The following is a 20,076-nucleotide window of genomic DNA, read 5'->3' as shown; positions in this document are numbered from 1 at the left end:
ACCATGACAGTTACCAGCAACATCAGCACACAGATCCCGCCCGAGGCGTCCGACAGGCTGGTGATCGACGGCGTCGAGCTCGGCTCCCGCCTCATCATGGGCACCGGGGGAGCCCCCAGCCTGGACGGGCTGGGCGCTGCCCTGCTGGCGTCCGGAACCGAACTGACCACGGTGGCCATGCGGCGCTATTCGCCGGCCGAATCAGGGTCCCTTTTCCAGCTTCTGGTGGACCACGGGATCCGGATCCTGCCCAACACCGCAGGCTGCTTCACCGCACGGGACGCGGTCATGACGGCGGAACTCGCCCGCGAAGCGCTGGAAACCGACTGGCTCAAGCTGGAAGTCATCGCCGACGAACAGACCCTGCTGCCGGACGCCGTGGAGCTGGTGGACGCCACGGAACAGCTGGTAAACCGGGGCTTCAAAGTGTTCGCCTACACCAACGACGACCCGGTCCTGGCCCTGCGGCTGGAAAACCTGGGTGCCACCGCGGTTATGCCGCTCGGAGCGCCCATTGGTACCGGCCTGGGAATCCTGAATCCGCACAACATCGAACTGATCGTCTCGCGCGCGTCGGTGCCCGTGGTGCTGGACGCCGGCATCGGCACGGCATCCGACGCCGCACTGGCCATGGAGCTTGGCTGTGACGCCGTGCTGCTGGCCACCGCGGTCACACGTGCGCAGAACCCGGTCCTCATGGGGGAGGCCTTCAAACACGCCGTCATCGCCGGTAGGCTGGCGAAAGCGGCCGGCAGGATTCCGCGCCGCGAGCACGCTTTGGCGTCATCAGCCATGGAAGGCCGGGCAGAGTTTCTCTAGGCCGTTTCATCCAGGCCGGCCGGACCCGTCGACCAACGCCGCGGCGGTCTCACCGGACGAGCCAAGGAGGCCGCCATGGCCGGCAAGCACGACACCCTCACGCGCAAGCGGATCGAGGCCGTTCTCGCCGAGCTGCCCGACTGGCAGTACCGGCAGGGCGGGTTCGTTGCTGTCTATAAGACGCAGACGGCGGCCGCCGCACTGGAGCTGATTGCCGCCGTCGGACGCCTGGCCGAAGAACAGAACCACCACCCGGACCTGGATTGGCGCTACAACAAGGTCCATCTCCGCTATACGTCCCACGACGCCGGCGGCGAGGTCACCGAGCGGGATGCCAATGCTGCGGCGGCCGTGAGTGCTGCTGCCGCTCGGCTCGGTGCCACTGCCCAACGGGCGAGTTAGCCCGCCGGGTTAAAGAAGGGCGACCACCACCCTGCTGGGTGGTGGTCGCCGTTCTTTAAGGAATCGCCTACAGCTTGAGCGCCTGCGTCAGCCGCTGCGTGTCGTGGCCTTCACGGGTCCGGCCGAGGTAGATGACCGTTCCAACGGCAGCGACGGTGCCCAACGCCATGGGCAGGACCCAGGGAATCCACGTCAGGCCCGGCTGGTAGCCAAACCCTGCCGCGATGAAGATGATCCAGCTGACCGCACCCACCACAACGGCAACCCCTGCGGGCACCCCCGTCCCATACCGGGTGTGGCGCTTGTCATTGGCCCAGACAACAAAGCCTGCGGCCACTAAGACCAGGACAACGATGGTCAGCGAAAGCATGGAATCTCCTCAGGAAGCAGCGGCCAACCGCCAGGGCGGCTGGCCGCGGACGTACTAGAACTGGCCGAAACCGACCTTGCGGGCCTCTTCGGCGCCGATTTCCACGTAGCCCAGGGCATTGCCGGGAACGATGATAATGCGTCCCTTGTCGTCCTTGAGGCGGAGGTCGGTGCCCTTGGTGATGGCTTCTTCAACGATCGTCGCTACAGTGTCAGCATCCTGAGCCGATTCCAGGACGATTTCGCGGCCAATGTTCTGAATGCCGATCTTAATTTCCAACAGGGGGCCTCCCAGCCAATCAAAGTTTCTTGGGTTCTCTTATTTGTAGTCTAGGACTCTTTGGGGAAGCGAGAGATTCCGCGCCAAGCTAAACGATAAATGAGGTCGCTGGCCACATCGAGGTCCAGGTTCCCGTCCGTTTCCAGCCAATAACGCGCGCTGACCTGGGCCATTCCTGCCAGGCCGCGTCCCAGAAGCTGCGCCTCCAGGTGCGGCAGTTTGGTGTCTTCGGCAATCACACGCGCCACGGCGTCCGCAAACGTCTTGTTGAATGTCTCGAGGCGTGAACTGACATCGGGATCATTGATGAGGTCGGACTCGAAGACCAGGCGGTGCGCTTGGTCGTCGCTGGCGATGAAGCGGTAGTAGGCACGCATCACCGCCTGGACACGTTCGTCATTGTCCGTAGTGGAGCTCAAAGCACCGAGCATCAGGTCGGTCAGGGACGCGAGATGGCTGTCCAGCAGGGCAAGATACAGTTCCCGCTTGGACGGGAAGTGCTGGTACAGCACCGGTTTGCTGACGTGGGCTGTTTCGGCGATTTCATCCATGGCGGCGCCGTGGTAGCCGTTGGCGACAAAAACCTCCTGCGCCGCAGCGAGAAGCTGCGCCCGGCGCTCATCCCGGGGAAGCCGGGCGGACCGCTGGCCCGTAGCCCGTGGGGGTGCGGCCGGTTCGCCGCCGGACGCCCGGTTAGCCCGTGCTTCATGGACCACAGTTGCCCTACTTTCGCTTGCCGTTACTTACACAATACTGCGCGGTAATATGACCGGGCCGCATCTCGGGGCATACATTGAAGTATGGCTTCGACTTTGACCGCAAATGATTCCTCTGTCTCGCTTAAACCGCTCGTGGAGCCCGCCGGTGACCTGACGCCGGCCGAGGTGGAACGCTACTCGAGGCACCTCATCATCCCCGAAATCGGAGCGGTGGGGCAGCGGCGGCTGAAAAACGCCAAAGTGCTGGTCATCGGTGCCGGGGGACTCGGGTCACCGGCACTGCTCTACCTGGCTGCAGCGGGTGTGGGAACCCTGGGAATCATCGACGACGACGACGTAGACCTCAGTAACCTCCAGCGCCAGGTGATCCACGGCGTCGCCGACGTAGGACGGCCCAAGATCGAGTCCGCCCGGGACGCCATCGCGGCCCTGAACCCGCTGGTGGACGTCCGGCTGCACAATGTCCGGCTGGATGCCTCCAACGCGCTGGAGCTGTTCGCGGACTACGACCTGATCCTTGACGGGGCGGACAACTTCGCCACCCGCTACCTGGTCAATGATGCCGCGGCCATCCTCGGCAAGCCCTACGTGTGGGGATCGATCTTCCGCTTCGACGGCCAGGTCAGCGTGTTCTGGGAAAAGCACGGACCCACCTACCGGGACCTCTACCCCGAGGCCCCGCCGGCCGGATCCGTGCCCTCCTGCGGCGAGGGTGGCGTCTTCGGCATGCTCTGCGCTGCCGTGGGATCACTCATGGTGACCGAGGCAGTCAAGCTGATCACCGGCGTCGGACGTTCACTCCTTGGCCGGGTGGCACTGTTTGATGCGCTGGGCGGCAGCTGGCGCGAGATCCGCGTGTCCAAGGACCCTGCGGCGGAAGCCATCACGGAACTGACGGACTATGAAGCCTTCTGCGGCATCGCTCCTGCCGTCTCCGCAGACACGGAGCACACCGTGACGGCAACCCAGCTGGCCACCATGCTCGCGTCCCGTAAGGCAGGCCTGAAGGACTTCGAGCTGGTGGACGTCAGGGAAACCGGCGAACACGAAATCGTTAGCATTGACGGCTCGGTGCTGATCCCGCAGGGCAGGATCCTCGCGGGGGAGGCCTGGGCGGAACTCCCGCAGGACAAGGACATTGTGTTCCACTGCAAGGCCGGCACCCGGTCGGCCAACGTGATGGAGGCTGCGCGGAAAGCCGGCTACCAGCGCGTCAGCCATCTCGACGGCGGAATCCTGGCCTGGGTGCGCGACGTGGAGCCGCAGAAGCCGGTCTACTAGCCGCTTGCCCTATCGCTCTATCACTTTTGGGCCGTAAATCAACAACGCTCTCTCACTACCTTGAAGGTAGTGAGAGAGCGTTGTTGAAAAACCTGTTATACGTGAGAGAGCGTCCGTGGGGCGTTAGGCGGTTTCGAGGCCCCGGTAGTCCACGGGGCACTCCGCCTGCGCTGCGGTGGCCGGCTGCTCCACGGTGATGCCGTAGAGGGTTTCGAGCGCCGACACGTAGTCGTCCTGCTGGCCGTTGGCGGCCAGCTCGCGGGCACGGACGGTGGGCACGTGCAGCAGCTGCTTGACCATCCGGCGGAGGGCGAACTCCACTTCCTCGGCGGCGGCCGTGCAGCCGTGGCGGGCCCGGACGCGTTCCATCTCCGCGTCAAGGACGTTCATGGTGTGCCGGCGGAGCGCCACAATGGCGGAATCCACCGAGCGGGCTTCCCGTTCCTGCTCGAAGGCCTGGGCTGCGCCGGACACAATGCCGCTGGCCTGGGTGAGGGACTCAGCCTGTTCCTGGGGTGCCGCCAAACGCACGGATTCCAGTGTGAGCAGCTCAACGCCGTCGAGCTGGCCGACTTCCGGGTCAAAATCATGGGTGAGGGCGAGGTCAATCGCGATCAGCGGCTGAGGAGAGTCCGCGCGGATCTCGGCAAGTTCGCCGGCCTCGACCCGGGTGTCGGAGCCGCTGCAGCCGATCATAACGTCGGCCGCCGCCACAGCTACCGGCAGGGAATCGCTGTCCAGCGATGTTCCGCCGCGGGTGGCGACGAACGCTTCGGCGCGGCCCGAGGAGGAAAACACGGAGATGTCGGTGCAGCCCCTTTCGCGGAGCAGCGCCATGGTGGCGCCGGCGTAGGCGCCGGTGCCGAACACCACCACCTTTTTCGCTGACCAGTCGGGGCTCTCGGAAAGATCGGTGGCCAGATCCAGTGCCACTGAAACGATGGACAGGCCACGGGAACCGAGGGCGGTCTGCGCGCCCACATCCTTGGCCGTTTTGGAGGCGGCCTGGAAGAGGCGGACCAGGCCGGAGCTGGCCGTGCCCTCCTGCTGGGCAGTGATGAGTGCGCGGCGGACCTGGCCTGCGATTTCACGTTCACCCACCACGGCGGAGTCCAGCCCGGAGCTGACGGCGAACAGGTGCTGGCTGACTTCAGGGCCTGTGCGTGTGCTGAAAGAGCGGGACACGAGCTGTTCGTTGAGGCCACTGAGGCCGCTGATCTCGGACACGAGAGCCGCGCGGGCAGCCTCAACATCGTCAGCGTGGGGCGCTTCGCCATAGATTTCGTACCGGTTGCAGGTGGCAAGGACAATCGCACCCGTCACTGCCGGCGATCCGGAGAGTGCAGATGTTGCTATACCGGAAGCACCGCTGCTCAGGTGAGCAACGGTCTCAAGGTCGATGTCGGCGTGTGTAGCCACCAATGAAAAAAGAACCACAGCAGGTCAATCATAGCTTTTTCGTTGCCCGGTAGAACAACCCGGCAACGGCCAAGGGCGCCGAAGGACCGTGTTTCCTGCCACGGCGGGGCCGGAGCGACCGCAGGTGACAGGCTGTCGTTATCTTTTAGGGCCGATTTTGGGCACAATCAGAGGCATGACTTCCAGTTCCGCCGTGTCCAAAGCCGTGTCCAGTGCCTCGTCTAACGACAGCGCGCTTGCCGCCGACCATCCGCTGATGGACGGCCGCACCGCAGATTCGCCGCTCATCACCGCCTACCGTGGCGGCAAGCCGTCGCGGCGCCCGGTGTGGTTCATGCGCCAGGCCGGGCGCTCGCTGCCGGAATACCTGAAGGTGCGCGAAGGCGTGGCCATGCTGGATTCCTGCCTTCGGCCCGAGCTCGCAGCTGAAATCACGCTGCAGCCTGTTCGGCGCCATGACGTGGACGCTGCCATATTCTTCTCCGACATCGTCATTCCGCTCAAGCTCGCCGGCGTCGGCGTGGACATTGTGCCGGGCGTAGGCCCCGTGCTGGACAGGCCGGTGCGCACGGCTGCAGATGTTGCCGCCCTGCCCCAGCTGACCTGGGAAGCACTGGAACCGATCCGCGAAGCCGTGCGGCTGACCGTCGCCGAGCTAGGCAAAACCCCGCTGATCGGCTTCGCCGGTGCCCCCTTTACCCTCGCCGCCTACATGGTTGAAGGCAAACCCTCCCGTGACCACCTGGGCCCGCGCACCATGATGCACGCCGACCCGGAAACCTGGACGGCGCTGGCCAACTGGGCTGCCGACGCCTCCGGGATGTTCCTCCGCGCCCAGCTGGAAGCCGGTGCCTCCGCCGGACAGCTCTTTGACTCCTGGGCAGGATCACTGGGCCTGGCCGACTACACCAAGTTCGTGGCACCGGCTTCGGCCCGCGCGCTGGACCACGTCCGCCACCTCGGCGCGCCGCTGATCCATTTTGGGACCGGAACCTCCGAACTCCTCGTAGCCATGCGCGACGTCGGCGTGGACGTGGTGGGCGTGGACTACCGCCTTCCGCTGGATGAGGCCAACCGGCGCCTGGGCGGAACGGTTCCGCTGCAGGGTAACATCGACCCCGCGCTGCTGTCCGCGCCGTGGGACGTGCTGGAAGCCCATGTGCGTGCGGTCATTGCGGCCGGAGCCTCTGCGCCCGGCCACGTGCTCAACCTCGGCCACGGGGTGCCGCCCGAAACCGATCCCACGGTCCTGACCCGGGTTGTCGAACTTATCCATTCCATTTCCCCGGAGTAGGACCGTGGGCAGCTCCTTGACGCCGAACCAGTCCATTCCATTTCCCCGGAGTAGGACCGTGGGCAGCTCCTTGACGCCGAACCAGGCCGCCCTCGTCCTGGGCGGCGGCGTTTCAGGCCTGCTGGCCGCACGGGAGCTGGCAGCTGCCGGACTCACTGTGACCGTCCTGGAAGCCACAGCATCCTGGGGCGGCTGCGTGGGCAGTCACGTGGTGGCCGGGCTTACCCTCGACAGCGGCGCAGAGTCCTTCGCCACACGCTCCGCCGCTGTGGCGGACCTTGCTGCTGAACTTGGACTCGGCGCCAAGGTTGTGGCGCCCCGCCCCGGCGGTGCCTGGGTGCAGCTTCCGGAAGGCCCGCGCGAACTGCCCAAGACGGGCGTTTTGGGCATTCCCGCCAACCCCTGGGACCCGGAGGTCAGGCGGTCCTTGGGATTTCTGGGCTCGCTCCGGGCGTCCCTGGATAAGTACCTGCCGGCATCGATCGGCGCATCGGCGGACGTCACCAGCGTCGCGGCCTTGGTGCGGGCACGGATGGGCCGCCGCGTGCTGGAACGCCTCGTGGCCCCGGTGGTGGGCGGCGTGCACTCCGCGGAGCCCGGCCTCCTGGACGTGGATATGGTGGCACCCGGCCTCCGCGCCGGAATCCGCGAACACGGTTCCCTCGCAGCCGCGGTGGCCGCCCAGCGGCGCGGCTCCACCCAGCCGTCCGTCGCGAAGGCGGGTTCCGCCGTCGCCGGCCTCGAAGGCGGGATGCACACCCTGGTGGTGGCCCTGCTCAGCGATCTCCGCCGCCGCGGCGTCACCCTGATGAGCGGAACAGCCGCGGACGCCGTCGAACGGACGGCGGACGGGTGGCGGGTTACTGCCGGTGACGCAACGTACGACGGCGGCCTGCTGGTGGTGGCGCTGCCCGGCCCGGCAGCCGTGGGGCTGCTTCAGCCGGCCGTACCCGCTCTCGCCGGCAGGAGTCCGGAAAGCGGTCCCGACGTCCGGCTGGTGACCCTGGTGGTGGACGTGCCTGAGCTTGACCGTAGGCCGCGAGGCACCGGGATCCTGGTAGCCCCCCAGACCCCGGGCGTCCAGGCGAAAGCCCTGACGCATGCAACCGCGAAGTGGGATTGGCTGGCCGCCGCGGCCGGTCCCGGAACGCACGTGCTCCGGCTTTCTTACGGCAGGCTGGAAGCCTCGGAACAATCGACCGGGACCCGCAGCGCCGCCCCAGCCCCCGATACTGAACTCCTGGCTGCTGCCTTACGTGACGCTTCGGTCCTGCTGGACGTCCCGGTGCAGGGGACCGACGTGGTCGGCTGGGATGTTGTCAGGTGGAAAGGGGCCCTGCCGTTCGCAGCCGTGGGACACAAAGCTCGGGTGGCCGAGGTAAGGGAGCTCTGCGCGGCAGAGGCCGGCCTTGGCATTGTGGGCGGATGGGTGGCCGGTAACGGACTCGCCGCCGTGGTGGCCGATACCCGGAAAGAAATTCGCAGCCTGCTCAGCTGACCATCGCCCCTGTTCAGTGGAATATGGGCCTTGAAAGGGCCACTTCGGGGTGCAGTTTCCGGTTTTCCATCCACCCCCTGATGTGGCTAGGGTCGATAACTATGGTTATTTACAGGTCCGAATTTTCCCGTTCCCGGACCAGTATCCATGGGGGAATCCGGCGTGGCGCTGCAGCTGCCGCCGTCGGAGCGGTACTGGTCCTGTCAGCCGGCGTTCCGGCATCCCAGGCGGCCGATGGCAGTACTGATCCCACAGTCTCCGCCGACGTCGCAGCGGACGGGGACCTCTCCGGAGTTACTGGCCTGCTGAATGGCCTCCTGGGAGGTTCCGGCGGACAGGCCAAAGCCTCGCCCCAACCGACTCCCGCGCCCTCAGGCTCTCCCACTCCGACGTCCACGGCTACACCGGCTCCCGCCCCTACGTCCACTGCGCCCACGTCAACTGCGCCGACGTCGTCCGCTCCAACGACGTCTGCCACCCCAGCGCCCCAGGGCACAACTCCGCAGGGCACGACGCCGCAGAGCCCAGGGTCGCCGTCCAGCATTCCGGCGCCGATCAGCACCTCCCCGGATGCCGCCGGTTCGCTGGCAGGCACGCAGCCGATCGGACAGCCCGGTGCAGCCGCCGAGGGGACGCCAGAGGACCGCCAGGGCGGCGACCCCGCGGCGGACCAGCCAGCGGGCTCCCACAGCGCCAACGCCACGCCAGTTTCGGGACCGGGGCGCCACGGAAACGCACCAGCCAGCCGAGACAACATGGCATCGGCCACGGCAGCAGCTGAGGCGGCCGAACCCGCGAAGGTCTGGCTTGGTGTGGGACTGGTGGGGTCTGCCGGGGCCGCCGGACTCCTTTTTGCGCGGATCCGCAAGATCTGACCACTGTGGCGGATCGGCTCAAGACGCGCACTGGGTCGAAGCTGTGACTTTAAGCACTTCTACGTCTTGTAGAAGTCGCCGGTTTCGACTTGGCGGTAGGGAAGGGGCAAACTGGTAACCATGAGCCACACTTCTGCCGAATCTGTCACTAAAACCGAAGAATCAGCCGAGCAGTTCTTCACTCTCTGGACTGTTTTCAAGCGGTCTGAGGAACTCGTGCGCAGCGCCGACGCTGCCGCCGATTTCGATGCCCTGCTGGTCCGCCTGGCCGAGGCCGGCGTCACCCACCGCGGCAGCTACGACGTCTCCGCTATGCGCGCCGACGCCGACGTTATGGTGTGGCTCCACGGTTCAAAGCCCGAAGCGCTGCAGCAGGCCATCCGCGACATCCGCCGCAGCACCCTTTTCGCCGGCACCGAGATTGTCTGGTCTGCCATGGGCGTCCACCGGGAAGCCGAGTTCGCCAAGAACCACACCCCCGCCTATTCGCGCGGTGTGGCCCCGGCCGAGTGGCTCTGCGTCTACCCGTTTGTGCGCTCCTATGAGTGGTACATCCTGCCCGACGAGGAACGCGGCAAGATGCTGCGCGACCACGGCCTGCTGGGCCGGGAGTTCCCGCAGGTCATCTCCAACACGGTATCCTCCTTCGCCCTGGGCGACTGGGAGTGGATCCTGGGACTGGAAGCCCCGGAAGTGGTGGACCTCGTGGACCTGATGCGCCACCTTCGCGCCACCGAAGCGCGCAACCACGTACGGGAGGAAATCCCGTTCTACACCGGCCGCCGGATCACCGCTGTAGAGGTCGCTGAGGTCCTGGCATGACGCAGCCTGAGCCCGCGGCGGACGCCGTATTCACCGGAATCAACCCCGTTACCGAAGCCGGCCGGATGGCGCCCAAAAACTATGACGGCGTTCTGCTGGCCTCCTTTGGCGGGCCCGAGGGCCAGGACGATGTCCTCCCGTTCCTGCGCAATGTCACCCGCGGCCGGGGCATCCCGGATGAGCGGCTCGAAGAGGTGTCCCACCACTACAGGGCCAACGGCGGCATCAGCCCCATTAACCAGCAAAACCGCGAGCTCAAGGCTGCCCTGGAGGCGGAACTCTCGGCCCGCGGCATTGAGCTTCCGGTGCTGTGGGGCAACCGCAACTGGGACCCCTACATTCCGCAGACCCTCCAGAACGCGTACGACGCCGGCCACCGGAAACTGTTGATGGTCACCACGAGTGCCTACTCCTGTTACTCCAGCTGCCGCCAGTACCGCGAGGACATCGGCATCGCCCTGACGGAGACCGGGCTGGACGGCCGGCTTGAAGTGGACAAGGTCCGGCAGTACTTCGACCACCCGGGCTTTGTGGAGCCCTTCATTGAAGGAACCGCCGCCGGGCTGACGGATGTGCGGGCGCAGCTTGCAGCCGCCGGAACACCAGACGCCCCCGTGCATATCCTTTTTGCCACGCACTCCATCCCCACCCGGGATGCCGAGGCTGCCGGACGGTCCGGGGACGAGCCGCGCGAGTTCGAGGAAGGTTCCGCGTACGTGGCCCAGCACCTGGCCACTGGCGCAGCTGTCATCAGCCGGGTTGAGGCCGAGTCGGGCCTGACCGCGCCCTGGTCCCTCGTCTACCAATCCCGCTCGGGTGCGCCCCACGTGCCGTGGCTGGAGCCGGACATCAATGACGCCATCGCCGACCTGGCGGACCAGGGCATCAAAGGCATCGTTATCGTCCCGCTGGGCTTCGTCAGCGACCACATGGAAGTTGTCTGGGACCTGGACACCGAAGCCCTGGAAACGTGCCGCAACCTTGGCCTGGCCGCTACGCGTGTACCCACGCCCGGCACGCACCGGAAGTTTGTGAACGGCCTGGTTGACCTCATCTCCGAACGGACGCTCGCCAACAACATCGGCGACCGGCCTGCCGTGACCGGGCTGGGCCCCTGGTACGACGTCTGCCGGCCGGGATGCTGCGCCAATTTCCGCGGCGAGAAGCCCACCATCGCCGGAGCCGACACCACAGTCGGCACCGGACATGACGCGTACCCGGCCGCTTCCGCAGGCGCTGCCGGGGGAGTAGGAACCCCGTGACCGTACGGATCGGAACCAGGGCCAGCAAGCTCGCCCTGACCCAGACGCAGCAGACGGCGGACCAGCTGGCTGCCGTCGGAGGCTTCCCCGTGGAGCTGGTGCACATCACCACCGAGGGCGACGTCAAGACAGGATCACTGTCCCAGATGGGCGGCACCGGGGTGTTTGTCGCCGCGTTGCGCGACGCCTTGCTGCAGGACGCCTGCGATGTCGCCGTGCACTCGCTCAAGGACCTCCCGACGGGCGCGGCCTTGGGCCTCACGATCGCCGCAACACCCAAGCGCGCCGATGTGCGGGATGTACTGTGCGCACGCGACGGCCTCAAGCTGGCTGACCTGCCGCTGGGCGCCACAGTGGGCACCGGCTCGCCGCGCCGCGCCGCCCAGCTGCGGGCCGCCCGGCCGGACCTGGATGTGCAGGACATCCGCGGCAACGTTGATACCCGTCTGGGCCGAGTACCCGGCCTGCCCGGAAACGCAGCAGGCGCACCAGGGGACCTCGACGCCGTCGTGCTGGCCGCCGCCGGCCTGGAACGCATCGGCCGCCTGGACGTCGTCAGTGAATTCTTCGAGATGGACGTGATGCTGCCGGCGCCGGGACAGGGTTCGCTGGCCATCGAATGCCGGAGCGCCGACGCCCCCCGCGTGGCGGGTTCCACCGAAGGGTCGCAAGGTGTTTTGGCGCAGGCCCTGGCCGCGCTCAACGATGAGGACACCCGCCTCGCCGTGACCGCGGAGCGTGCCGTCCTGGCCCGCCTCGAGGCCGGCTGCGCCGCCCCCGTGGGTGCCTTCGCCTACCGCAAGGGCAGCATCCTGTACCTCGAGGCGGCAGTATGCGCCGTGGATGGGGCCAGGACGGTGCGCGAAAAGAAGGCAACGGACGGCCTCACCGAAGTCGGGGCCACGCTGCTCGGCATCGAGGTGGCCGAGCTCCTGCTGGCCGCCGGCGCCGCGGAGATCGCGGACCTTGCCGCATCCTGATGACCTGGCCGGAGCCTTGGTGGGCACTCTGGGAGGCAGACGCGTCCTGATCACCCGGAGCGCCGACCGCGCCGCCCCGCTGGCCGCACTGCTCGCCAGCCTGGGGGCCGAGCCGCTGGTCCTGCCGCTCATCGACTTTGAACGGGCCACGGACCAGCCGGTTCTCGATGCCGCGCTGGACACCCTGGCCGCCGGTGGCTTCGACTGGCTGGTGGTCAGCAGCATCACCACGGTACGGATGCTCGTGGAAAAGGCGGCCGAGCGCGGGACCACTCCGGCTGCCCTGGTGCCGGCGGGAACGCGGGTGGCCACGATCGGACCGTCCTCCCGGCGGGTCCTCGAAGCCGCAGGAATCCCCGTGGCGCTGGCCCCGGTGGACATCCAGTCCGCCGAAGGGCTCGTGGACCTCTGGACTGCCGGCCCGGCCCGCGTGCTGTTGCCGCAGGCGGATATCGCTGCGCCTGCCCTGCGCGATGGACTGGCAGCCAAGGGGACCGACGTCACCGCTGTGGTGGCCTACCACACCGTGGACTACCCGGCTCGTCCGGAACTCCGACTGGAGGCGGAACTGCCGTCCGCCGTCGGCGTCTCCCACCCCGGCGTTCCCCGCGAGCTCAGCCAGTCGCAGACCCGCAGCGAGCTCAACGCCGGGAGACTCGACGCCGTTGTGGCCGCCTCGCCGAGCGCTGCCCGCCGTATCGCCGCGACCTTGCTGCCGCTGGGCCGCTGCCGTTTCATCGCCATCGGACGCCCGACGGCGGCAGAAGCTGGCGCCCTCGGCATCCCGGTGGCCGCCACCGCCCAAGTCCCCACCCCGGACGGCATAGTGGCCGCGCTGGGCACCGTATTCGCCAACGAAGGGAACACCCGATGAGCTTTCCGAACCACCGCCCGCGCCGCCTCCGCACCACGCCCGCCCTGCGCCGGCTCACCGCCGAATACCGGCTGGCTCCGGCAGACCTGATCCTGCCCGCGTTCATCCGCGAAGGCCTCAGCGAGCCAATGCCCATTTCCTCCATGCCCGGGGTGGTGCAGCACTCCACCGACTCGCTCAAGCGAGCCGCCGCGGAAGCCATGGAACTGGGCGTGGGCGGCATCATGCTGTTCGGCGTTCCCGCCGTGCGCGATGCCCGCGGCACCGCGTCCCTGGACCCGGACGGTGTGCTCAACAAGGCCATCCGCGACGTCCGCGCCGAAGTGGGCGATGACCTGGTGATCATGGGCGACGTCTGCCTGGACGAATTCACCGACCACGGCCACTGCGGCGTCCTGGATGCCGAGGGCTACGTGGACAACGATGCCACCCTGGAAATCTACGGCCAGATGGCCGTGGCCCAGGCCGATGCTGGCGCCCACGTCCTGGGGCCTTCCGGCATGATGGATGGCCAGATCGCCGTCATCCGCCAGGCCCTCGAGGAATCCGGCCACAAAAACACCGTTATCCTGGCCTACGCGGCCAAGTACGCTTCGCCCTTCTACGGCCCCTTCCGAGAAGCCGTGGATTCGCAGCTCAAGGGCGACCGCCGCACCTACCAGATGGACGCCGCCAACCGCCGTGAAGCCCTCCTCGAGGTGGAACTGGACGTTGAGGAAGGCGCAGACATGGTGATGGTCAAGCCGGCTATGAGCTACCTGGACATCCTGGCCGACGTCGCCGCCATGAGCCCTGTTCCTGTCTCGGCCTACCAGGTCTCGGGTGAGTACGCAATGATCGAGGCTGCCGCCGCGAACGGCTGGATCGACCGGCGGGGTGCCATCACGGATTCTGTCCTGAGCATCAAGCGGGCGGGTGCGAACACTGTTCTCACGTACTGGGCTTCAGAGCTCGCAGGCTGGCTCAAGGAATCCTGATACGGCCGGGAATGTTTCCGGATGTTCCGTGGTTTGTATGCGTATGCATGAAAATAGCGAGCCTTCCGTAACCACTCCGTCAACCCTGGCCAACCCCACGGCCCCCGTCCCTGCGGACACCATCCTGCTTGGCGTCAGCACCTTCGGCGACGTCGACCTGGCTGCCGACGGCGCACCCAAGCACCACGCCGAGGTGCTGCGCCAGGTGGTGGAACAGGCCAAGGTGGCCGACGCCGTCGGACTCCATTCCTTCGGGGTAGGGGAGCACCACCGCAAGGATTTCGCCGTCAGCGCGCCGGACGTGGTGCTGGCAGCCATCGCCACGGCCACGGAAAACATCCGGCTCGGCAGCGCGGTCACGGTCCTGAGCTCGGACGATCCCATCCGCGTCTTCCAGCGCTTCGCCACCCTCGACGCCGTCTCCAACGGCCGCGCCGAAGTGATCCTGGGCAGGGGTTCGTTCACCGAGTCCTTCCCGCTCTTTGGCTACGACCTGGGCGACTACGACGTCCTGTTCGAGGAGAAGCTGGACATCTACGACCGCGTACGGTCCCAGAACCCGGTGAACTGGGACGGCCGCACCCGGGCATCGCTTCGGGGCCAGATGGTCTATCCGCACGTGGAGGGCCGGCTGCTTCCCACCTGGATCGGTGTGGGCGGATCTCCCCAGTCCGTGGTCCGCACGGCAACCTACGGCTACCCGATGGTCCTGGCGATCATCGGCGGCGAGCCCGAGCGCTTCCGTCCCTATGCCGACCTCTACCGCCGCACCCTGGCTGAAGCCGGTAGGGAACCGCAGGCCCTGTCCGTGCACTCGCCCGGCTATGTGGCCGAGACTGACGAGCAGGCCTTGGAGGAGTACTACCCGCATTGGCTCGCCACCCGGAACAAGATCGGCGCGGAGCGCGGCTGGGGACCGGCCGGGCGCGGCGAGTACGAAGCCGCGGCGGACGAGGACGGTGCCCTGTTTATCGGTTCCCCGGAAACGGTGGCGGCGAAGATCGCCCGTCTCAAGGGCACCCTCGGTGCGGACCGCTTCGAGATGAAGTACAGCAGCGGCACGCTGCCCCACGAGCAGATGATGCGTTCCATCGAGCTGTTCGGTTCCAAGGTGGCGCCTCTCGTCTCAGACAGGCTTGCGGACGTGGGCGCGGACCGCTGAGCCAGGCGGCAGCGTATCCGGCGCCCCGCCTGGGGCGTGGCGCCGGATGCCACCGCACGGGATGGAAGAATAGGGGGCATGACTCGTTCCGAAGACCTTTTCGCCCGTGCCCAGACCCTGATGCCCGGTGGCGTCAACTCACCCGTCCGCGCCTTCGGCTCGGTGGGCGGAACCCCGCGGTTCATGGTCTCGGCCAAGGGCCCGTACCTGACAGATGCCGACGGCAAAGAATACGTGGACTTGGTCTGCTCCTGGGGCCCGGCGCTGCTGGGGCACGCCCACCCCGCCGTCCTGGAGGCCGTCCACGCGGCGGTTGACCGCGGCCTCTCCTTCGGCGCGTCCACCCCGGACGAAGCCAACCTGGCAGCCATCGTCCAGGAGCGCGTGCCGGCCGCCGAACGTGTCCGCATGGTCTCCACGGGGACGGAGGCCACCATGACCGCAGTCCGGCTGGCCCGCGGCTTCACCGGCCGGAACCTCATCATCAAGTTCGCCGGCTGCTACCACGGCCACCTGGACGGGCTGCTGGCCGCTGCAGGATCCGGTGTCGCCACCCTGGCACTGCCGGGCTCGGCCGGCGTCACCGAAGCCACCGCCGCCGAAACGCTGGTCCTGCCCTACAACGACCTCGCCGCCGTCGAAGCCGCGTTTGCTGCGCACGGGCCCAACATCGCGGCCGTCATTACCGAAGCCGCCCCCGCCAACATGGGCGTGGTGACCCCTGGGGAGGGTTTCAACCTGGGGCTGTCCCGCATCACCCGCGAGCACGGCGCCCTGCTGATTCTGGACGAAGTGCTCACCGGCTTCCGCACCGGTTATTCCGGCTACTGGGGGCTCACCGGCGGCGCTGCTGACGCAGCGGACCCGTGGACCCCTGACCTGCTCACCTTCGGAAAGGTCATCGGCGGCGGAATGCCGACGGCGGCCCTCGGCGGGCGTGCCGACGTGATGGACTACCTCGCGCCGCTCGGCCCGGTGTACCAGGCGGGCACGCTCTCCGGGAACCCTGTGGCCATGGCAGCCGGCGTAGCCACCCTGACGAACGCCACCCGCGACGTCTACTCGTTTGTGGACGCCCGCTCGCTGGAGCTCTCCTCGGCGCTGTCCGCGGCCCTGGACAGTGCCGGCGTGGACCACTCCGTCCAGTTCGCCGGAAACCTCTTTTCCGTCGCATTCGGTACGTCCGCCAACGGCGTCCACAACTATGCCGACGCCCAGGCCCAGGAGACCTTCCGGTACGCGCCGTTCTTCCACTCCATGCTGGACTCCGGCGTCTACCTGCCGCCGTCGGTCTTCGAAGCCTGGTTCCTCTCGGCCGCCCACGACGACGCCGCGATGAACCGGATCTTTGACGCTCTCCCGGCCGCCGCGAAGGCCGCCGCAGCCGCACAAGGTTAGTCCCGCCGTCGTACGTTCTCCCACGCCGTCAACGGCTTAAGCAAGAAATCCCCGCTTCCCGGACCAAACCCCACACCATGCGTGGGGGATTCGTCCGGGAGACGGGGATTTTCTGTTGGTGCGTCTACAGCACGTCCGACAGGAAGCCCTTCAGCCGGTCCGTTGCGGGCGCCGTGAAGATCTGCTCGGGCGGACCCGATTCGACCACCACTCCGGCGTCCATAAACGTGACGGTGTCTGAGACGTTGCGGGAGAAGCCCATCTCGTGGGTCACCACCACCATGGTCATGCCGCCCTTGGCGAGGTCGGCCATCAGCGCCAGGACGCCTTTCACGAGCTCGGGGTCGAGGGCGGAGGTGGCCTCGTCAAAGAACATCACCTCGGGCTTCATGGCCAACGCGCGGGCGATCGCCACGCGCTGCTGCTGGCCGCCGGAGAGGTTGGCCGGGCGGGCGTCAGCTTTGTGCTTGAGGCCCACCAGGTCCAGCTGCTCCAGGGCTTCGGCGCGCGCCTGCTCGTTGGAGAGCTTCCGGAGCTTGCGCAGCGCGAGCGAGACGTTGTCCAGGACGGTCTTGTGAGGGAACAGGTTGAACTGCTGGAACACCATGCCGATCCGCTGGCGCAGCTCATCCGGGTTGTCCTTCAGGACCGACCGGCCATCGAGCAGGATGTCGCCCTGGTCCGGTTCGATCAGCCGGTTCATAACGCGCAGGAGCGTCGACTTTCCGGAGCCGGACGGACCAATGACCGAAGCCGTGGTGCCCTTCTCCACGTGGAGGTCGATGCCGCGGAGCACATGGTTGTGCCCGAACGAAAGGTGCAGGTTCTTGCCGGTCAGGGTGCCGGAAGTAAATTCCGTCATGCCTGTGCCCCCTTGCCGATAGGTGCCGCCAGCTCGTCCGGTTCCTTCTTCTCCGGCCGGCCGGTACGGAGCCGGTTGTCGATGAAGTTCACGAAGTGGGTCAGCGGCACAGTCAGGATCAGATACAGAACGCCGGCGGCCACCAGCGGCGAAAGGTTCCCCGTGTTGGCCATGGCATCGTTACCGATCCGGAAGATCTCGCGGTCGGAGGCAGCCAGGCCCAGCACAAACACCAGGGAGGAATCCTTCAGCAGCGAGATGAACTGGTTCACCAGGGCCGGCAGCACGCGGCGGATGCCCTGCGGCACCACCACCAGGCGCATGGACTTACCGTAGCTGAACCCCAGTGCACGTGAGGCCTCCAGCTGGCCTTTCTCCACGCTCTGGATGCCGGAGCGGAAGATCTCACCGATGTAGGCGCCGGCGATCAGTGTCAGCGCCAGGATCCCGAGCGGATACGGATTCCGGTTACCGGTGAGTTCCCGGGCAATGGGGCTCAGCCCGATGCCGATCACCAGAATGACCAGGATGGCGGGCAGGCCGCGGAACAGGTCGGTGTAGATCCGGGCTGCCCAGCGGGCCACTGGATTCCGGGAAATGCCCATGAGTGCGAGCAGCAGCCCCAGCAAGGAGCCGAGGATGCCCGAGGCCAATGCCAGGATCAGGGTGTTGGGCAAGCCCACCGTGAGAAGGGAAGGAACGACTTTCGCCATTTCCTCCCAGTTGAGGAACGTTTCACCCAGTTGGTCCAGGAGATCCATAAGCGGTTAGGCCCAGATCAGCTCTGGGGAGCCGGAGCAGCTTTGCTTCCCGGCTTCCAGTCGGCGGGGGTCTCGCGGTCCGGGTACCATTCCTTGGTCAGCTTGGACCAGGTACCGTCAGCAATCACAGCGTCAAGTCCGGAGTTCAAAGCGTCGATCAGGGCTTTGTTGTCCTTGTTCACTGCATAGGCAGTGAAGTTCTGGGTATTCACCACGGACTCGGCGATGACGGTACCGTCACCTTCCTTCACCTGGCCGGTGGCCTGCTGCGAAGGTGCAACCCAGGCATCGATCTGGCCGTTGCGTACATTGGCGTACACGGTGGCGTAATCGGGGAAACGGACCGGCTCAAGCTTGAGGGTGTTGGTGACGTAGTCGTCCTGGACCGTGCCCTGGACGACGCCGATGCGGACGTTGGCATCCAGGTTTGCGAAACCCTTGACGTCGCTGTCGGTCTTGGCGACGACAGCCATAAAGCCGAAGTCGTAGCCGTTGGTGAAGCCCACATTGGCGCGGCGGGCGTCAGTGGTGGAAATCGAGGACGATCCCACATCGAACTGCTTCGTCTGTACCTGGGACAGCAGCGCCGAGAAGTCGGTCGCGACGAATTCAACTTCAAGGCCAAGCTTGCCGCCAATGGCACGCAGCAGCTCGTTGTCGTAGCCGGTGAACTTGCCGGCCGGGTCGATGAAGATATTCGGCGGCGCGTCGGAGAGCGTGCCAACTTCAAGCTTGCCTTCGGTGTTGAGGCCCAGCTTGGTCTTGTCGATCTTATCCAGCGGCGTGACGTCGGCGGTGGTGTACTTGTCCAGCGTCTGCTGGTCACTGCCGGCGAGGGCATCGGTGGGCGTGCCGCTGGGCTGGGCAGTCCCCGAGCCACAGGCGGCCAGCGAGACAGCAAGGGCAACCGCGACAGGAACGCTGGTCAGCCACTTCATGGCTTTGGTCTTCATGAGAAAGTCACTTTCATCAGAGTCATAAATTCAACCGGGCCTGAGGCTGCGCGTGTGGCGTCTGGCGCCTTGCTCCCAACTGCCGGCCGGCCGGGGCGGGAATACCGCTGAACTTAATCATCTCATTTCCGGCTTTCAGGGCTTTCGGACGAATAAAGACTTGCCCATTGGCGCTTTAGACCGAACTAATGGATGGCCGAAACACTTCCTGAACATCTGATGAATGAATGCTGCCTTTGCGGCCGAATCCGAGTGTTCCCGCGGTGGCGGTCCGCGGTTCCGGCCTAATTGTGAGTTAGCTCTCAGCTAGAATTCACTGCTGGCGTCTTCGGGTGGAAGGACGGGCCATTCCCCTTCGATCACGGCGGCGGGCTTGGTCTTGCGCAGGTAGTTCTGGAAGTCCGCCGCTTGGCTGACGGCCCAGTCCTTTTGCAGTTCGTGAAGCTGGCTGGCCGGCATCTTGAGCTTCGGAAACTTGATGGCCATGGCGTCCAACATCCGGAGAGTGGCCAAAGCATCCGCGGCCGACGTGTGGGCGTTGTCCAGCGTGATGCCGTACTCCTCACACAGGGCCGTCAAAGTGCGCTTGCCCTTGCGGTACCGGTCCACCTGCTTGTTCATGATGAACGGGTCCAGGACGGGGAACCGGCTCAACTGCCGGACGCCGTACCGGGCGGACTCGGCGGCCAGGACGGTGAAATCGTAGCTGGCGTTGAAGGCAATGACCGGAATGCCGGCGTCAAACAGGTCCTGCAGGACCGTTGCGAGCTCCCCGGTGACTTCATGGGCCGGCCGTCCCTCACGCCGGGCCTGCTCCGTGGTGACGCCGTGGATATCGCTGGCCTCGGTAGGGATTTCGACGCCGGGATCGGCCAGCCATTCGTGTTCGGTGATGACGTCCCCCTTGTGGTCCACCACGGTGACCGACGCCGTGACGATGCGCGCGGCACGCGAATTCCGTCCGGTGGTTTCGAGATCGAAGGCTGCGCGGGGGAGGGTGTTCCAGGAGGTCATGGTTCAACGCTACCGGCCAGCACCGACAGGATCCGTCAACGCCACTGCCGGTAAC

At 66.5% G+C, this 20,076-nt stretch carries 21 protein-coding genes; 13 read left to right on the top strand and 8 right to left on the bottom strand.

Features of this window, described 5'->3' with window-relative positions; genetic code table 11:
- The first annotated feature begins 3 nt into the window (after positions 1-3).
- A complete protein-coding gene (locus ACZY0Q_RS05855) occupies positions 4-819 on the top strand; it encodes a thiazole synthase (protein ID WP_463915240.1) in 816 nt (271 codons plus the stop codon).
- A gap of 75 nt (positions 820-894) precedes the next feature.
- On the top strand, positions 895-1,221 hold the full coding sequence (locus ACZY0Q_RS05850) for a 4a-hydroxytetrahydrobiopterin dehydratase (RefSeq protein ID WP_463915239.1): 327 nt from the start codon (positions 895-897) through the stop codon (positions 1,219-1,221).
- A 67-nt stretch (positions 1,222-1,288) separates the two neighbouring features.
- On the opposite strand, the gene ACZY0Q_RS05845 is transcribed toward ACZY0Q_RS05850, so the two are convergent.
- Genes ACZY0Q_RS05845 through ACZY0Q_RS05835 form a run of 3 tightly spaced genes read right to left on the bottom strand, consistent with a single transcriptional unit; the run spans position 1,289 to position 2,586 of the window.
- Positions 1,289-1,591, bottom strand: a complete 303-nt coding sequence (locus tag ACZY0Q_RS05845) for a hypothetical protein (protein WP_463915238.1) — start codon at positions 1,589-1,591, stop codon at positions 1,289-1,291.
- Positions 1,592-1,645: 54 nt separating this feature from the next.
- On the bottom strand, positions 1,646-1,870 hold the full coding sequence (locus tag ACZY0Q_RS05840) for a DUF3107 domain-containing protein (RefSeq protein ID WP_463915237.1): 225 nt from the start codon (positions 1,868-1,870) through the stop codon (positions 1,646-1,648).
- Between the two features lie 50 nt (positions 1,871-1,920).
- Positions 1,921-2,586, bottom strand: coding sequence for a TetR/AcrR family transcriptional regulator (locus ACZY0Q_RS05835; RefSeq protein WP_463915236.1), 666 nt, complete (start codon positions 2,584-2,586; stop codon positions 1,921-1,923).
- Positions 2,587-2,670: 84 nt separating this feature from the next.
- Here ACZY0Q_RS05835 and moeB point away from each other — a divergent pair, with 84 nt between their 5' ends.
- Entirely contained in the window at positions 2,671-3,870 is a 1,200-nt protein-coding gene (moeB, locus tag ACZY0Q_RS05830; RefSeq protein ID WP_463915235.1) for a molybdopterin-synthase adenylyltransferase MoeB, read from the top strand.
- Positions 3,871-3,993: 123 nt separating this feature from the next.
- On the opposite strand, the gene ACZY0Q_RS05825 is transcribed toward moeB, so the two are convergent.
- The gene (locus ACZY0Q_RS05825; RefSeq protein WP_463915234.1) at positions 3,994-5,307 is read right to left on the bottom strand and encodes a glutamyl-tRNA reductase; all 1,314 of its coding nucleotides are present in this window, start codon (positions 5,305-5,307) and stop codon (positions 3,994-3,996) included.
- A 157-nt stretch (positions 5,308-5,464) separates the two neighbouring features.
- On the opposite strand from ACZY0Q_RS05825, the gene hemE reads away from it, so the two are divergent.
- The 10 genes from hemE (at position 5,465) to hemL (ending at position 16,431) form a co-directional block, all read left to right on the top strand.
- A complete protein-coding gene (gene hemE, locus ACZY0Q_RS05820; RefSeq protein ID WP_463915233.1) occupies positions 5,465-6,583 on the top strand; it encodes a uroporphyrinogen decarboxylase in 1,119 nt (372 codons plus the stop codon).
- Positions 6,584-6,641: 58 nt separating this feature from the next.
- Positions 6,642-8,081 carry a protoporphyrinogen oxidase gene (gene hemG, locus ACZY0Q_RS05815; protein ID WP_463915232.1) on the top strand — a complete coding sequence of 480 codons (1,440 nt, stop codon included), beginning with the start codon at positions 6,642-6,644 and terminating at the stop codon, positions 8,079-8,081.
- A gap of 101 nt (positions 8,082-8,182) precedes the next feature.
- Positions 8,183-8,956, top strand: a complete 774-nt coding sequence (locus tag ACZY0Q_RS05810) for a hypothetical protein (protein WP_463915231.1) — start codon at positions 8,183-8,185, stop codon at positions 8,954-8,956.
- 120 nt (positions 8,957-9,076) lie between these two features.
- Complete coding sequence (gene hemQ, locus ACZY0Q_RS05805; RefSeq protein WP_463915230.1) at positions 9,077-9,778, top strand: hydrogen peroxide-dependent heme synthase; 702 nt, start codon at positions 9,077-9,079, stop codon at positions 9,776-9,778.
- Positions 9,775-11,040: a ferrochelatase gene (locus ACZY0Q_RS05800; protein ID WP_463915229.1), complete on the top strand. Its 1,266-nt coding sequence runs from the start codon at positions 9,775-9,777 to the stop codon at positions 11,038-11,040. Before hemQ ends, ACZY0Q_RS05800 begins: the two co-directional genes overlap by 4 nt.
- Positions 11,037-12,020: a hydroxymethylbilane synthase gene (gene hemC / locus ACZY0Q_RS05795; RefSeq protein WP_463915228.1), complete on the top strand. Its 984-nt coding sequence runs from the start codon at positions 11,037-11,039 to the stop codon at positions 12,018-12,020. Before ACZY0Q_RS05800 ends, hemC begins: the two co-directional genes overlap by 4 nt.
- Entirely contained in the window at positions 12,007-12,894 is an 888-nt protein-coding gene (locus ACZY0Q_RS05790) for a uroporphyrinogen-III synthase (protein ID WP_463915227.1), read from the top strand. The genes hemC and ACZY0Q_RS05790 overlap by 14 nt, the downstream gene beginning before the upstream one ends.
- On the top strand, positions 12,891-13,871 hold the full coding sequence (hemB, locus tag ACZY0Q_RS05785) for a porphobilinogen synthase (RefSeq protein WP_463915226.1): 981 nt from the start codon (positions 12,891-12,893) through the stop codon (positions 13,869-13,871). Before ACZY0Q_RS05790 ends, hemB begins: the two co-directional genes overlap by 4 nt.
- A gap of 43 nt (positions 13,872-13,914) precedes the next feature.
- The gene (locus ACZY0Q_RS05780; protein ID WP_463915225.1) at positions 13,915-15,033 is read left to right on the top strand and encodes an LLM class flavin-dependent oxidoreductase; all 1,119 of its coding nucleotides are present in this window, start codon (positions 13,915-13,917) and stop codon (positions 15,031-15,033) included.
- 78 nt (positions 15,034-15,111) lie between these two features.
- The gene (gene hemL, locus ACZY0Q_RS05775) at positions 15,112-16,431 is read left to right on the top strand and encodes a glutamate-1-semialdehyde 2,1-aminomutase (RefSeq protein ID WP_463915224.1); all 1,320 of its coding nucleotides are present in this window, start codon (positions 15,112-15,114) and stop codon (positions 16,429-16,431) included.
- A gap of 124 nt (positions 16,432-16,555) precedes the next feature.
- Here the strand turns inward: hemL and ACZY0Q_RS05770 are convergent, their stop codons facing one another.
- The 4 genes from ACZY0Q_RS05770 to ACZY0Q_RS05755 all read right to left on the bottom strand — a co-directional run bounded on the left by ACZY0Q_RS05770 (position 16,556) and on the right by ACZY0Q_RS05755 (position 20,021).
- Positions 16,556-17,293, bottom strand: coding sequence for an amino acid ABC transporter ATP-binding protein (locus ACZY0Q_RS05770; protein ID WP_463915223.1), 738 nt, complete (start codon positions 17,291-17,293; stop codon positions 16,556-16,558).
- The gene (locus ACZY0Q_RS05765) at positions 17,290-18,054 is read right to left on the bottom strand and encodes an amino acid ABC transporter permease (RefSeq protein ID WP_056343886.1); all 765 of its coding nucleotides are present in this window, start codon (positions 18,052-18,054) and stop codon (positions 17,290-17,292) included. The genes ACZY0Q_RS05770 and ACZY0Q_RS05765 overlap by 4 nt, the downstream gene beginning before the upstream one ends.
- Positions 18,055-18,071: 17 nt before the next feature.
- A complete protein-coding gene (locus ACZY0Q_RS05760) occupies positions 18,072-19,007 on the bottom strand; it encodes an ABC transporter substrate-binding protein (protein WP_463915222.1) in 936 nt (311 codons plus the stop codon).
- 306 nt (positions 19,008-19,313) lie between these two features.
- Positions 19,314-20,021, bottom strand: coding sequence for an exonuclease domain-containing protein (locus ACZY0Q_RS05755; RefSeq protein WP_463915221.1), 708 nt, complete (start codon positions 20,019-20,021; stop codon positions 19,314-19,316).
- Positions 20,022-20,076: the final 55 nt, after the last annotated feature.

This window comes from Pseudarthrobacter lactosi, assembly GCF_055412785.1.
The sequence above is the reverse complement of the archived record's forward strand: the minus strand, read 5'-3'. Positions and strand labels throughout refer to the sequence as shown.